Annotated in this window: 14 protein-coding genes and 1 pseudogene; all 15 read left to right on the forward strand. The window is 40.5% G+C overall.

Translation table 11 applies throughout. The annotated features are described in order from the left end of the window. A pseudogene (locus ACFX4X_RS13445) lies at positions 1 to 183 on the forward strand (hypothetical protein); the annotation flags it as partial. 205 nt (positions 184 to 388) lie between these two features. Continuing rightward, positions 389 to 586, forward strand: a complete 198-nt coding sequence (locus ACFX4X_RS13450; RefSeq protein ID WP_061463882.1) for a DUF2768 domain-containing protein — start codon at positions 389 to 391, stop codon at positions 584 to 586. A 13-nt stretch (positions 587 to 599) separates the two neighbouring features. Continuing rightward, the gene (locus tag ACFX4X_RS13455) at positions 600 to 1,325 is read left to right on the forward strand and encodes a hypothetical protein (RefSeq protein ID WP_375166216.1); all 726 of its coding nucleotides are present in this window, start codon (positions 600 to 602) and stop codon (positions 1,323 to 1,325) included. Between the two features lie 231 nt (positions 1,326 to 1,556). Then, entirely contained in the window at positions 1,557 to 3,035 is a 1,479-nt protein-coding gene (gene spoIVA / locus ACFX4X_RS13460) for a stage IV sporulation protein A (RefSeq protein WP_061463881.1), read from the forward strand. A 505-nt stretch (positions 3,036 to 3,540) separates the two neighbouring features. Beyond that, entirely contained in the window at positions 3,541 to 3,813 is a 273-nt protein-coding gene (locus tag ACFX4X_RS13465) for an HU family DNA-binding protein (protein ID WP_034308023.1), read from the forward strand. 306 nt (positions 3,814 to 4,119) lie between these two features. After that, entirely contained in the window at positions 4,120 to 4,686 is a 567-nt protein-coding gene (folE, locus tag ACFX4X_RS13470) for a GTP cyclohydrolase I FolE (RefSeq protein WP_061463880.1), read from the forward strand. Positions 4,687 to 4,706: 20 nt separating this feature from the next. Beyond that, positions 4,707 to 4,955: a trp RNA-binding attenuation protein MtrB gene (gene mtrB / locus ACFX4X_RS13475; RefSeq protein ID WP_061463879.1), complete on the forward strand. Its 249-nt coding sequence runs from the start codon at positions 4,707 to 4,709 to the stop codon at positions 4,953 to 4,955. A gap of 248 nt (positions 4,956 to 5,203) precedes the next feature. Beyond that, a complete protein-coding gene (locus tag ACFX4X_RS13480) occupies positions 5,204 to 6,034 on the forward strand; it encodes a heptaprenyl diphosphate synthase component 1 (protein WP_284470312.1) in 831 nt (276 codons plus the stop codon). A 3-nt stretch (positions 6,035 to 6,037) separates the two neighbouring features. Further along, on the forward strand, positions 6,038 to 6,748 hold the full coding sequence (locus tag ACFX4X_RS13485) for a demethylmenaquinone methyltransferase (protein ID WP_061463877.1): 711 nt from the start codon (positions 6,038 to 6,040) through the stop codon (positions 6,746 to 6,748). A 34-nt stretch (positions 6,749 to 6,782) separates the two neighbouring features. Then, positions 6,783 to 7,745 (forward strand): heptaprenyl diphosphate synthase component II, encoded by a 963-nt coding sequence (gene hepT, locus ACFX4X_RS13490; RefSeq protein ID WP_377384124.1) that lies wholly within the window; start codon positions 6,783 to 6,785, stop codon positions 7,743 to 7,745. 96 nt (positions 7,746 to 7,841) lie between these two features. Next, positions 7,842 to 8,288, forward strand: coding sequence for a nucleoside-diphosphate kinase (gene ndk, locus ACFX4X_RS13495; RefSeq protein ID WP_034308008.1), 447 nt, complete (start codon positions 7,842 to 7,844; stop codon positions 8,286 to 8,288). Positions 8,289 to 8,705: 417 nt separating this feature from the next. Continuing rightward, complete coding sequence (locus tag ACFX4X_RS13500) at positions 8,706 to 9,479, forward strand: CheR family methyltransferase (RefSeq protein ID WP_377384127.1); 774 nt, start codon at positions 8,706 to 8,708, stop codon at positions 9,477 to 9,479. Positions 9,480 to 9,730: 251 nt separating this feature from the next. Further along, the gene (gene aroC, locus ACFX4X_RS13505) at positions 9,731 to 10,903 is read left to right on the forward strand and encodes a chorismate synthase (RefSeq protein ID WP_377384129.1); all 1,173 of its coding nucleotides are present in this window, start codon (positions 9,731 to 9,733) and stop codon (positions 10,901 to 10,903) included. 3 nt (positions 10,904 to 10,906) lie between these two features. Next, positions 10,907 to 11,986 (forward strand): 3-dehydroquinate synthase, encoded by a 1,080-nt coding sequence (aroB, locus tag ACFX4X_RS13510; RefSeq protein ID WP_377384132.1) that lies wholly within the window; start codon positions 10,907 to 10,909, stop codon positions 11,984 to 11,986. Positions 11,987 to 12,011: 25 nt separating this feature from the next. Beyond that, positions 12,012 to 12,380, forward strand: coding sequence for a chorismate mutase (gene aroH / locus ACFX4X_RS13515; RefSeq protein WP_061463872.1), 369 nt, complete (start codon positions 12,012 to 12,014; stop codon positions 12,378 to 12,380). Positions 12,381 to 12,385 lie beyond the last annotated feature (5 nt).

The following is a 12,385-nucleotide window of genomic DNA, read 5'->3' on the forward strand; positions in this document are numbered from 1 at the left end:
GGAGCGGGTGTTCGAGACTCCTGCGGGAAAAGCGCGTCTAGGGGAGACCCCGCAGGCGAAAGCCGAGGAGGCTCCCCAACCGCCCGCGGAAAGCGAGTGCCTTACGTTCCAATCAACGGCCAAATTGTACAACTCATAAAAAATAGACAAACTCAATTTTCATCGAGTTTGTCTACAGTCTGAAACAGCCCTAAGGCTGTTTTTTTGATTGGAGGGAGGAGGTATGGAAATTACTATACATATTTTTTGTTATATATCTGTACCTAAAAATTTTTTGCGCGAAAATGAGTCATGTAAATTGAGAATTACACAGTTTTGACAATGATTTAATTCCTTTAACGTAATTTGGTATGTTATAATAATTTCTGGAAAAAGGAGTGATGAAGATATGACACCTGCTCTGCAAAAAATGTGGATATCCTTTATAGCTATGGGCTTTATGGTTATCTCTATATTTCTAATCTACATAAGCCGTTATAAATTAAAAGGTTTTTGGAGAGGCTTGACAGCAATTATCGCATACATACTTATGATTCTAGCCGGCTTGATCATCCTTATCGTTGTTCTTAGCGGGCCAACCACTTAATAGGTGAGGAGAAATGATGAAAAATTTTTTCAAAATATTATGTTTATTATGCATTGCCGTATCATTATCTGGCTGTTTATATCCAGAGAAGCAAAAAATGCAAAACCAACTGCCTTATAAAGAGCAGATACAATCCGTACAAAGTGCAGTCGATCAATTTCAGAAAGATGAAGGCGGCATACTGCCCATTGTTACAAAAGATGCAGAAACACCGATTTATCAAAAATATGTTATAAAGTTTTCTAAGATCTCACCGAGGTATCTGGCTGAACCGCCGGACAATGCCTTTGAATCAGGGGGCGTCTTTCAATACATCCTCGTTAATGCTGAAAAAGATCCGACTGTAAAGCTGTTGGATGTCAGGATGGCACAGAAGATTCAGGATGTTTCCTTGAGATTGACTGCTTATCAGCAAAGCAACGGATATCCGCCATTTAGGGAAAGGTTATCCGATAATGTCTTTACACTTGATTATGAAAAAATGGGCCTGAAGGAAGCTCCTACGGTCACGAGTCCATTTTCACAAAAAGACTTATACCTTGTAGTTGATGGTCAAGGTGATATTTTTGTTGATTATACCCCGGATTTACTTGAGGCATTGAAGAAGCATGATGGGGAAATCAAGCCAGGTGATGATATCCGGGACTTGCTAGTGCAGAGTTCGGAGTTCGTCCCTGCCTATTCATTGCCATATACAATTGATGAAAAAACAAATAATCCAATATTTCTTACAAAATAGGCATAACCCTTCTTCTGCAAAATATATTGTAGGGGAAGGGTTATTTCTTTATCTTTATTTCATCCTACATTTTAAATAACAACCCTTATATAAAATTTCTGGTGGAGGAAGGGATTGAACCAGGGAAATAATTGGAATAAATTTTTAGGACAACATCATAGATATATAGTGTCCTAAATAAAATCAAATGGATAAACGAAATCCCAAAACTCTAATTCGGGAGGGGATACCTTGGAAAAGGTAGATATTTTTAAAGATATAGCTGAGCGGACCGGTGGCGATATATATTTGGGGGTTGTCGGTGCCGTCAGGACTGGGAAATCCACATTTATTAAAAAATTCATGGAGTTAGTCGTTATTCCGAATATCCCGTCAGAGGCGGACCGTGCCAGGGCACAGGATGAATTGCCTCAAAGTGCTGCTGGAAAGACGATCATGACTACAGAACCAAAATTCGTACCGAATCAGGCAGCATCGATTCAGGTAGCTGAAGGTCTCGACGTGAACATCCGTTTAGTCGATTGTGTCGGTTATACAATACCTGGGGCTAAAGGGTATGAAGATGAAAATGGTCCCCGCATGATTCATACGCCTTGGTATGAAGAGCCGATTCCGTTCAATGAAGCGGCTGAGATCGGTACTCGCAAAGTAATACAGGATCATTCCACATTAGGCGTAGTCGTCACGACGGATGGATCAATAGGAGAAATTCCGCGAAGTGATTATTTAGATGCCGAGGAAAGGGTTGTTGAAGAATTGAAGGAGGTTGGCAAGCCATTTATCATGATTGTCAATTCCGTTCAGCCTCACCACCCAAATACGGTCGCACTGAAGGAATCCTTGCAGGAAAAGTATGATATCCCTGTATTGGCCATGAGTGTCGAAGGAATGCGGGAATCGGATGTTTACAGCGTACTTCGTGAGGCCCTGTACGAATTCCCTGTTCTCGAAGTCAATGTTAATCTCCCGAGTTGGGTAATGGTTCTGCGAGAGGATCATTGGTTAAGGGAAAGTTACCAGGAAGCGGTTAAAGAGACAGTTAAGGACATTAAACGCCTGAGGGATGTAGATCGTGTAGTCGGTCATTTCAATGAATTCGAGTTCATTGACCGTGCCGCGCTTGCAGGCATTGAGATGGGGCAGGGTGTTGCAGAAATCGACCTATACGCCCCAGATGAACTCTATGATGATATTCTGAAGGAAATTGTCGGTGTGGAGATTCGGGGCAAGGATCATCTGTTATCTTTGATGCAGGACTTTGCGTATGCGAAAGCAGAATATGATCAGGTGGCCGATGCATTGAGAATGGTCAAACAAACTGGATATGGTGTCGCAGCCCCTTCCCTTAACGATATGAGTCTTGATGAACCGGAAATCATCCGTCAGGGAGCCAGGTTCGGTGTCAGGCTAAAAGCTGTAGCTCCTTCCATCCACATGATCAAGGTCGATGTCGAATCCGAATTCTCGCCAATCATCGGAACGGAAAAGCAAAGTGAAGAATTGGTCCGTTATCTGATGCAGGATTTCGAAGACAATCCACTTTCCATATGGAACTCTGATATTTTTGGCAGAAGCCTAAGTTCCTATGTAAGGGAAGGCATACAGGTGAAATTAGCGATGATGCCAGACAATGCACGCTATAAATTGAAAGAGACACTGGAGAGGATTATTAATGAGGGCAGTGGGGGATTGATTGCCATCATCTTATAAAAAACGTTTTAAAGCTGGACCAACTCCATTAATGGATTGGTCTTTTTGCATGCTATGGACGGAAGGGTCACAAATAAAATATCACTTGCGGAGGCTTATAGTTGAAAAAAACTATTGTTTTTTAGTATAATCTTGAAAAAACCCTGTGGTTAAGCGATTTTCAGTAATATAATAAGTTTAATTTCTATAAAAAAGGGAAATGATGAATAGCGAAAGACAAAATTTATAATATATACAATTATTTATGAAAAGATTCCCATTATTTTTTGAATTCCCTTGCTAAGCTAATAGGATTTGTGATAATCTACATACAGAAAACGCGTTATAACAGCGATTTCAACCTATTTTTAAATTTATGGATGCATTATTTGGAAATTAATTCGGCTAGGTAATCCTTGATTTCCAGGGAATGAAAATTTGTAAACCGAAACTAATATCAAATCACTATTATAGTGTTGTAATAATGATTTTTTATAAAGAATCCTTTTGGGAGGAGGTGAATGGCATGAACAAAACAGAATTAATTAATGAAGTTGTGACAGCAACTGAAATTTCTAAGAAAGACGCTACAAAAGCTGTTGATGCTGTTTTTGATACAATCTTAGAAGCGCTAAAAAACGGTGATAAAGTCCAATTGATTGGTTTTGGTAACTTTGAAGTTCGTGAACGTGCGGCTCGTAAAGGTCGTAACCCACAAACTGGTGACGAAATCGAAATTGCAGCTAGCAAAGTGCCAGCTTTCAAACCTGGTAAAGCACTGAAAGATGCAGTGAAGTAATTCTACCATTACATACGGGTGCTTAACCGAAAAGGGCCGCGTGAAAACGCGGTCCTTTTTTTGCTTCTTAATTTCTATCTGTGATAATATAAAAGACAGTGAATATTTTAGAAACGCTGTAAATGGTGAATTTGTCATCAGTAAATAATCAGTAAGAAAAAACCGTTTCCGGCGAAGCTGCGTTTCTTGGGCTTGTCATTGCTGGAGGTAATGGGCCGCTTTAATTATAGGAAATATGGATATCAGGGTGTAATGCCTTGAATTTCTGAATACATAATATTAATGAATTTTTAGGAGGTACTATAAATGGCTAATGTTAATCATGCCAAAATAGAAGAAGCGGTTAAAATGCTTCTTGAGGCTGTAGGGGAAGACCCTACGAGGGAAGGACTGCTTGATACTCCTGGCCGTGTAGCCAGAATGTATGAAGAAATTTTTTCTGGACTTAATCAGGATCCAAAGGAATATTTCGAAACAGTTTTTGGAGAAGACCATGAAGAACTCGTACTTGTAAAGGATATTCCATTTTACTCTGTCTGTGAACATCATTTAGTCCCTTTTTACGGAAAAGCCCATGTAGCATATATACCGAAAAACGGTAGAGTAACCGGTTTAAGTAAATTGGCAAGGGCGGTTGAGGCTGTATCGAAGCGTCCACAACTTCAAGAGCGCATAACTTCAACAGTGGCTGACTCGATCATGGAAAAGCTTGAGCCTCATGGTGTAATGGTTGTAGTGGAAGCTGAACATATGTGCATGACCATGCGAGGTGTAAAAAAGCCGGGATCTAAAACAGTGACTTCTGCTGTAAGGGGAACGTTTGCGAAGGATCACCGTACTAGAGCTGAAGTGTTGGCATTCATTAAAGACTAAGGACTTGGGGGCAAGGGAAAATGAATGAAAAAAAGATTCTGAATGATTTTGTCGTAATCAAAGCCATTGAGGATAGTGTGAATGTCATCGGGTTAACAAGAGGAACCGACACCAAGTTTCATCACTCTGAAAAACTTGACTCAGGAGAGGTTATGATCGCACAATTCACGGAGCACACCTCGGCGATAAAAATCAGGGGACATGCAAAAGTTTATACTCCATTCGGGGAGATAGAAAGTGATTCTAAAAAGAATGCATCTGACAAATGATAGCTTATCTTTAATGGGTTAAATATTAAATCAATCATCTGATATCGCGTTTAACAAGCTGTAAATTTCCCGCATCCATTTTTTTGAAGAACAAAAGACGATGGTTTCCTTAGTTTTGGAAGTTTCTTTTTATAAACGTTGTCCATTTCATCTGGTTGTTTTTATGGTATAATAATGTGTATTTTACACGGACAGAAACCAATATGTATGAAAAAAATTATCTTTCGGGGATGCAAGGGTGATCTCAATTGTTAAACATAACGGACGACATAAGGCAATTAAAACGATTAATAGAAACGAAAGCTCAACATCCATATTTATTGAAGTATATACAAAAGCCAAGCTTAGATGAAGATAAACTGTTATTGCTTTGGGGATTGTTTAGCGATTTGGACGTTTTAAGCGAAAAACGGAATCAATACATCATTTCAACAATGTTAGTGCAAATAGCTCTGGATACCCATGAAATCGTATCGAATTCTGGTGAAGGAGTCGAGTTGCCTGAGGTTTTGAAAAATCGCCAACTACAAGTGCTTGCTGGCGATTACTATAGTGGCTTATACTATCAAGGGCTTGCCAGTGTAGGTAATGTTGATATGATCCGTATCCTTTCAAGCGCGATAAAAAAAATAAATGATAATAAAATCATCCTTTATCAACAAGGGTCCATTAATGATGTGCCAACGCTTTTAAAGACGATAAAAGCGATCGAGGCTTCGCTGATTCATAAACTGGCGGATTACTATAATCAGCCTGACTGGATAGACATATCGGAAGATCTGCTGCTTTTGAATCGGTTGCTTGCCGAGAAGAGGAGTTATCTGAAGTCGGGTCAATCGATAGTTTTTGATGTCCTAAGGGAAATGCCTTTTGATGACTCGATTAGTGGAACCATGCTGATATCAGAAAAAGAAGAACGGGTACGGACCCAATTCGACAAGTGCCTAAGGGATGCCAGGCAATCCGTACAGTGCTCGATGCGGAAGCTGTCTAAATTGGGTGATGAACTTCAGGAAAGAATGAATGTCATCTTGGAGCAAACAGAGAGTATAGCAAATTCATATGTGAAAGAAGGGTGAGTCATGGAGCAGTCTAAAGAGCAAAAAGTTCATCATGTCTTTGAAAAGATCTATGGAAACTATGACAAGATGAATTCCCTCATCAGCTTTAAACAGCATCTTAAATGGCGGAAGGCTACAATGGCCATCATGAATGTCCCAAAAGGCGCCCATGCACTTGATGTATGCTGTGGAACAGCGGACTGGACCATTGCCCTTGCTAACGAAGTAGGACCAGAAGGAAAGGTTGTTGGTTTGGATTTTAGTAAGAACATGCTGAAAATCGGCGAACAAAAGGTGAATGAACTCAATTTAGATCAAGTGTCCCTAAGGCATGGGAATGCAATGGAACTGCCTTTTGAGGACAATAGCTTTGATTATGTCACGATCGGTTTCGGGCTGCGGAATGTCCCTGATTACATGCAAGTGCTTAAAGAGTTAAACCGGGTAGCCAAGCCGGGTGGAATGGTCGTTTGCCTGGATACTTCACAGCCGACTATGCTTGGTTTTAAACAGGGCTATTATTTTTATTTCCGTTTCATCATGCCCATGTTCGGCAAATTATTCGCAAAAAGCTATAGCGAATATTCATGGTTGCAGGAGTCAGCTCGAGATTTCCCAGGCATGAAAAAGCTTGAAAGCATGTTCAAGCAGGCTGGAATGGAAAATGTCAGTTACAAGGCACATTTCGGCGGTGTTGCAGCAACACATTTCGGGTACAAGCCTTCAAAATAAGCATAATAGCAATGGACAAAGCTGGGTGGAATGTATGAAATTTAAAATGATGTATTCATTTTTGAATGCAGATTTGCAATTAATAGAAAAAGAACTAGAGGCCGCAATTGAAGCGGATTCCACTGTTTTAAGGGAAGCTTCCCTGCATTTACTGCAATCCGGTGGAAAGCGGATCCGTCCGGTATTCGTCCTATTGGGTGCGAAGTTTGGCAGTTATGATATCCATGTCGTAAAGCATGTTGCAGCGACATTGGAACTGATTCATACGGCTTCCCTTGTACATGATGATGTTGTGGATGATGCGGATTTACGCAGGGGATCTGCGACCATTAAATCAAAATGGGATAATCGTGTCGCCATGTATACAGGCGACTTCATTTTTGCTCGTGCACTGGAAATGATGGCGGTGATCGAGTCTCCTCTTGCGCATCAAATTCTCGCTGATACTATGGTTGAACTATGTCTTGGGGAAATTGAACAAATAAAAGATAAATACAATTTCGAACAGAATTGGCGGATATACCTTAGAAGGATCAAACGAAAAACGGCATTACTGATTGCATCCAGCTGCCAGTTGGGAGCAATTTCAGCGGGGGTTGAAGAGAAAGTTCACCAAAAGCTATTTAAATTCGGATATTATGTCGGTATGTCTTATCAAATCACAGATGATATATTGGATTTTACGGCTTCGGAAGAAGAGCTTGGGAAACCAGCCGGAAGTGATTTGATTCAAGGGAATATCACTTTACCCGTTTTGATTGCAATGGAAGATCTAAAGTTGAAAAAACTTATCGAAACAGTTCGGGAAGATACGCCAAAAGACGAAATGTCGCATATAATCAATGTGATAAAATCTTCCGGGGCCATTGAACAGGCAGCGAGAATCAGTGATATGTATTTAGAAAAGGCTTTTACTGAGTTGAAAGGTCTTCCTGCTATTAAAGCCAGAAAAACTTTATCCGATATCGCAAAAAATATCGGAAAAAGAAAGTTTTGATACTAGGAGTTGCGAAACTCATCAAACAATGGTAATATTCTAAAAGGATTGCCTTATAAAGGCAAATAACAATGATACATATTAGGAGTGACATTCATGGAAAGAACATTTTTAATGGTAAAGCCTGACGGCGTTCAACGCAATTTAATCGGTGAAATCGTTTCCCGTTTTGAAAAGAAAGGCTTCCTTCTTGCAGGAGCAAAATTAATGGTCATTTCCCAGGAATTGGCTGAGCAACATTACGGCGAGCACAAAGAACGTCCTTTCTTTGGCGAATTAGTGGACTTCATTACTTCAGGTCCTGTCTTCGCAATGGTTTGGGAAGGTGAAAATGTAATCGCTACTGCACGTCAAATGATGGGTGCTACTAACCCTAAAGATGCAGCAGCAGCAACAATTCGTGGTGATTTTGCCGTAACTGTTGGCAAGAACATCATTCACGGATCTGATTCAGCTGAAAGTGCTGTACGTGAAATTGGTTTATTCTTCAAAGAAGAAGAGCTTGTTGAGTATTCAAAACTTGTTAACGAGTGGGTTTATTAATTAATAAGATCATTATATAAAAAGCGGGTTCCATCGACATTATGCGATGGAATCCGCTTTTTTTGAATTGCTTTTTTATTTTGGCTCTTTTCGTAAAGATTGTTGTTTTTAAAACGAAACTATTTAAGGTTGATTGGAGCGGAAGTGCGAGACTCCTGCGGGAGCAGCGGGACAGGTGAGACCCCACAGGAGTTTACGCCGAGGAGGCTCACCGCCCGCCCCGCGGAAAGCGAGCATCTGGAGGGGAAATCAACCACAGCTCACTACCTGGTAAATAGCTACAAAGTATGTGAAAACAGCCTTTATTTTAGGGCTGCAATCGTAAGGGAATATTTTCAGTTTAAAGAAAATATGGCACTCTCCGATATATAAAGAGAAGAACCACTTAAAATAATTATGTACAGGGGAGTCGTAGGAATGCCTCAAGAATATGAAGAGTTCATTCGTAATATCAAAATGTTGACAGGCATTGATTTGGCATCATATAAGGAAGGGCAAATGAAAAGGCGACTAACATCTCTATATGAAAAAAGAGGTTATCATTCATTTCGTGAATACTATAAAGACATTCAAACCTGTCCCGGAGTTTTAAATGAGTTTTTGGATAGAATGACAATCAATGTTTCCGAATTTTATAGAAATCCGAAAAGATGGGAAGTGCTAGAGCGGAAAATCCTTCCCGGGCTATTAGGAAGCAAAAAAAAGTTGAAAATTTGGAGTGCGGCCTGTTCAACGGGTGAGGAACCATATACCATTGCAATGATATTATCGAATCTCGTTCCACTTAGCCAGATAGAGATTTTGGCGACGGATTTGGATGAAAATGTATTGGCGCGTGCGGTATTGGGGATTTATCCTGAACGGTCCTTAACTGAAGTGCCGGAAGAAATAAAAAGGAAATACTTTGAAAAAGAAGGGAGTTTTTATCGTGTCAATGATGAAATCAAGAAGAGAGTGACATTTGAAAAGCAAAATCTTCTTGCGGATCGGTGCGATCAGGAGTTCGATTTAGTCGTTTGCCGCAATGTTTTAATTTATTTCACTGAAGAAGCCAAAAGTTTATTATATGAAAAATTCAGTGCGTCTCTAAAAAGCGGCGGGATATTCTTTGTAGGAAGTACTGAGCAAATATTCACTCCTGGAAAATATCAATTTGAAACGGTCGACACATTTTTTTATAAGAAAAAGTAAATACTTGTTAAAAGGGGCTGAACCTGCATGCGCATTCAGTCCCTTTTCGTTTGCCATGGAATCAGGCAAACGTAGGACCCATGAATCGGAAAGATTAAACTATATCGAAAATGTTGGTGAACATGTAAAATAGAATGAAAAGTGATAAAATTCAAACAATATAGTTTTTACGTTTTACATATACCCACAACTCATAAAATTGTGGTATATTGATACATATACACTTTAAAGTGCTAAAAGGGGGCTGGAAGATGAGATATTTAACAGCGGGAGAATCGCATGGTCCGCAACTTACTACTATTATTGAGGGATTACCGGCAGGAATGCCGATTACGACTGAGGATATAAATCAAGAATTAGGACGCCGGCAAAAAGGGCATGGGCGTGGACGAAGGATGCAGATCGAGAAAGATCAAGCTTTTATATCTTCGGGAATCAGACACGGCTACACACTAGGATCACCGGTGGCTTTAGTGGTTGAGAACGACGACTGGAAGCATTGGACGAAGATCATGGGAAGTGAAGGGCTTTCAGAGGAAGAAGCTGAAGAAATCAAACGTAAAATCACCCGGCCTCGCCCTGGTCATGCTGATTTGAACGGTGGGATTAAGTACGGGCACCGCGATTTAAGAAATGTTTTGGAACGGTCTTCAGCCCGTGAAACGACCGTAAGGGTAGCAGCAGGGGCTGTCGCTAAAAAGCTTTTGTCTTTATTGGGGATAGAAGTGGCATCACATGTTTTGGAAATTGGTGGAGTGAAGGCAGAACCGCTAAAGTACGAAACGATTCAGCAATTGCAGCAGGTGACAGAAGAATCATCTGTTAGATGTTTTGATAAAAACGTAGAGCAGCAGATGAAGGACGCAATTGATGAGGCGAAACAAAAAGGGGATTCCATCGGCGGCATCGTTGAAGTCATTGTAGAAGGAATGCCGGTGGGTGTAGGAAGTTATGTGCATTATGACCGTAAGCTTGATGCAAAACTTGCCGCTGCGATAATGAGCATCAATGCATTTAAAGGGGTAGAAATTGGTCTTGGGTTTGAAGCGGCCCATCGATTTGGCAGTGATGTCCATGATGAGATCGCATGGGATGAAGAACAGGGTTATTACCGGAAAACCAATCGCCTTGGCGGTTTTGAAGGCGGTATGACTACTGGAATGCCGATAGTTGTGCGCGGTGTAATGAAGCCGATCCCTACTTTATATAAACCTTTGAAAAGTGTTGATATTGATACGAAGGAAGTGTTCGAAGCAAGTGTCGAACGTTCTGATAGTTGTGCAGTTCCTGCCGCAGCAGTGGTTGCTGAGGCAGTAGTGGCATGGGAACTGGCGGCTGCGATCGTTGAGCAATTCCCTTCAGATCGTTATGAGCAATTAGCAGAATACATTAGATCATATCGGAAAGAAGTAAAGGGGTTTTAAATCATGGAATCCATCCAAATAAAAACGGCTTCCAAGCAATATCCGGTTTTAATTGGCAAGAAGGCGATAAATGAATTACCCGAATTAATAACACAGGAATTAAATCATTTAAACAAGATTCTGATCATAACTGATGAGAAAGTGGCGGAATTGCATTTGCAAACCGTGAAAAACACCCTGATCAAGACGGGGAAACCGGTCCTGCATCATGTAGTGCCAGAGGGGGAGCATGCTAAAACATTCGATGTGTTTTATGAATGCCAAAGTTACTGCTTATCACAACAGATTAATCGAAAGTCGCTGATTATCGCCCTTGGTGGTGGTGCAGTCGGCGACTTGGCTGGATTTGTTGCGGCTACTTTTATGAGAGGGATTCCATTTATACAGGTTCCGACGACTTTGCTCGCTCACGATAGTGCGGTGGGCGGCAAGGTTGCCATCAATCACCCACTAGGAAAAAATATGATTGGTGCCTTTCATCAACCTGAAGCGGTCATATATGATCTTGAATTTTTAAAAACCCTGCCTCTTAAAGAATTAAGGTCAGGTTTTGCTGAAGTCATTAAACATTCCTTGATAGCCGATAATGAGTTTTATCTATGGTTAAAGTCGAATATTATGGATTTGAATGATATAACGGATGAGCAATTCCTAACAATGATTACAAAAGGGATTGGCATTAAAGCTAAAATTGTCGAAGAGGATGAGAAGGAAAACGGCATTCGTGCCTTTTTGAATTTTGGTCATACGCTTGGACATGCAGTGGAAGGTTCAATGGGATATGGAAACTTTACGCATGGGGAATCCATTTTAATCGGAATGGTATATGCTCTTAAATTAAGCAAAAAGAAAGAGGATCTCGATTTTAAACTAGATGAGTTTATTAATTGGGTATCTTCTTTAGGTTATCAAGTTACCATTCCAACCCGACTGGAAAGTGCAATTTTACTTAATTTAATGAAAACAGACAAAAAGTCAGTCAATGATGCAGCTACCTTTGTCTTGCTAAAGCAAGTGGGATCACCACTATTAATGGATATAGCCGACTCTGAGCTGATAGAGGAAATGGTTGATATGATATAGGGTTCAGGATAAGGGGGAACTATGTGTGATAAGAGGAATAAGGGGTGCCACAACAGTAGAAAAAGACTCAGAAATGGAAGTGATTGCCGCTGTCGAAAAGTTGATGGCAGAAATCATTCAGGTCAACGAGATTGACCCCGATATGGTGGCTTCTGTATTTTTTTCTGCTACGGATGAGATTCGTTCTGTCTTCCCTGCCAAAGCCTTGAGGAAATTCGAAGGCTGGACCTATGTACCGGTCACATGCATGAAAGAAATACCGGTGAGCAATTCCTTGCCATTTTGCATCCGGGTTATGATCCATGTAAATACGGCGAAATCTCAAAAAGAAATACAGCATGTATACCAGGCAGGGGCTACCGTATTACGACCAGATTTAAAACAAAAAAGATAGATATA

It is taken from the genome of Peribacillus sp. YIM B13481 (assembly GCF_042787985.1).
Taxonomy (GTDB): Bacteria; Bacillota; Bacilli; order Bacillales; family DSM-1321; genus Peribacillus; species Peribacillus simplex_A.

What these genes read in the sequence shown, in the direction of transcription:
- ACFX4X_RS13450 (WP_061463882.1), top strand. Translation starts at nt 389, where the DNA reads ATGACACCTGCTCTGCAAAAAATGTGGATATCCTTTATAGCTATGGGC.
- ACFX4X_RS13455 (WP_375166216.1), top strand. Translation starts at nt 600, where the DNA reads ATGATGAAAAATTTTTTCAAAATATTATGTTTATTATGCATTGCCGTA.
- ACFX4X_RS13465 (WP_034308023.1), top strand. Translation starts at nt 3,541, where the DNA reads ATGAACAAAACAGAATTAATTAATGAAGTTGTGACAGCAACTGAAATT.
- folE (WP_061463880.1), top strand. Translation starts at nt 4,120, where the DNA reads ATGGCTAATGTTAATCATGCCAAAATAGAAGAAGCGGTTAAAATGCTT.
- mtrB (WP_061463879.1), top strand. Translation starts at nt 4,707, where the DNA reads ATGAATGAAAAAAAGATTCTGAATGATTTTGTCGTAATCAAAGCCATT.
- ACFX4X_RS13485 (WP_061463877.1), top strand. Translation starts at nt 6,038, where the DNA reads ATGGAGCAGTCTAAAGAGCAAAAAGTTCATCATGTCTTTGAAAAGATC.
- hepT (WP_377384124.1), top strand. Translation starts at nt 6,783, where the DNA reads ATGAAATTTAAAATGATGTATTCATTTTTGAATGCAGATTTGCAATTA.
- ndk (WP_034308008.1), top strand. Translation starts at nt 7,842, where the DNA reads ATGGAAAGAACATTTTTAATGGTAAAGCCTGACGGCGTTCAACGCAAT.
- ACFX4X_RS13500 (WP_377384127.1), top strand. Translation starts at nt 8,706, where the DNA reads ATGCCTCAAGAATATGAAGAGTTCATTCGTAATATCAAAATGTTGACA.
- aroC (WP_377384129.1), top strand. Translation starts at nt 9,731, where the DNA reads ATGAGATATTTAACAGCGGGAGAATCGCATGGTCCGCAACTTACTACT.
- aroB (WP_377384132.1), top strand. Translation starts at nt 10,907, where the DNA reads ATGGAATCCATCCAAATAAAAACGGCTTCCAAGCAATATCCGGTTTTA.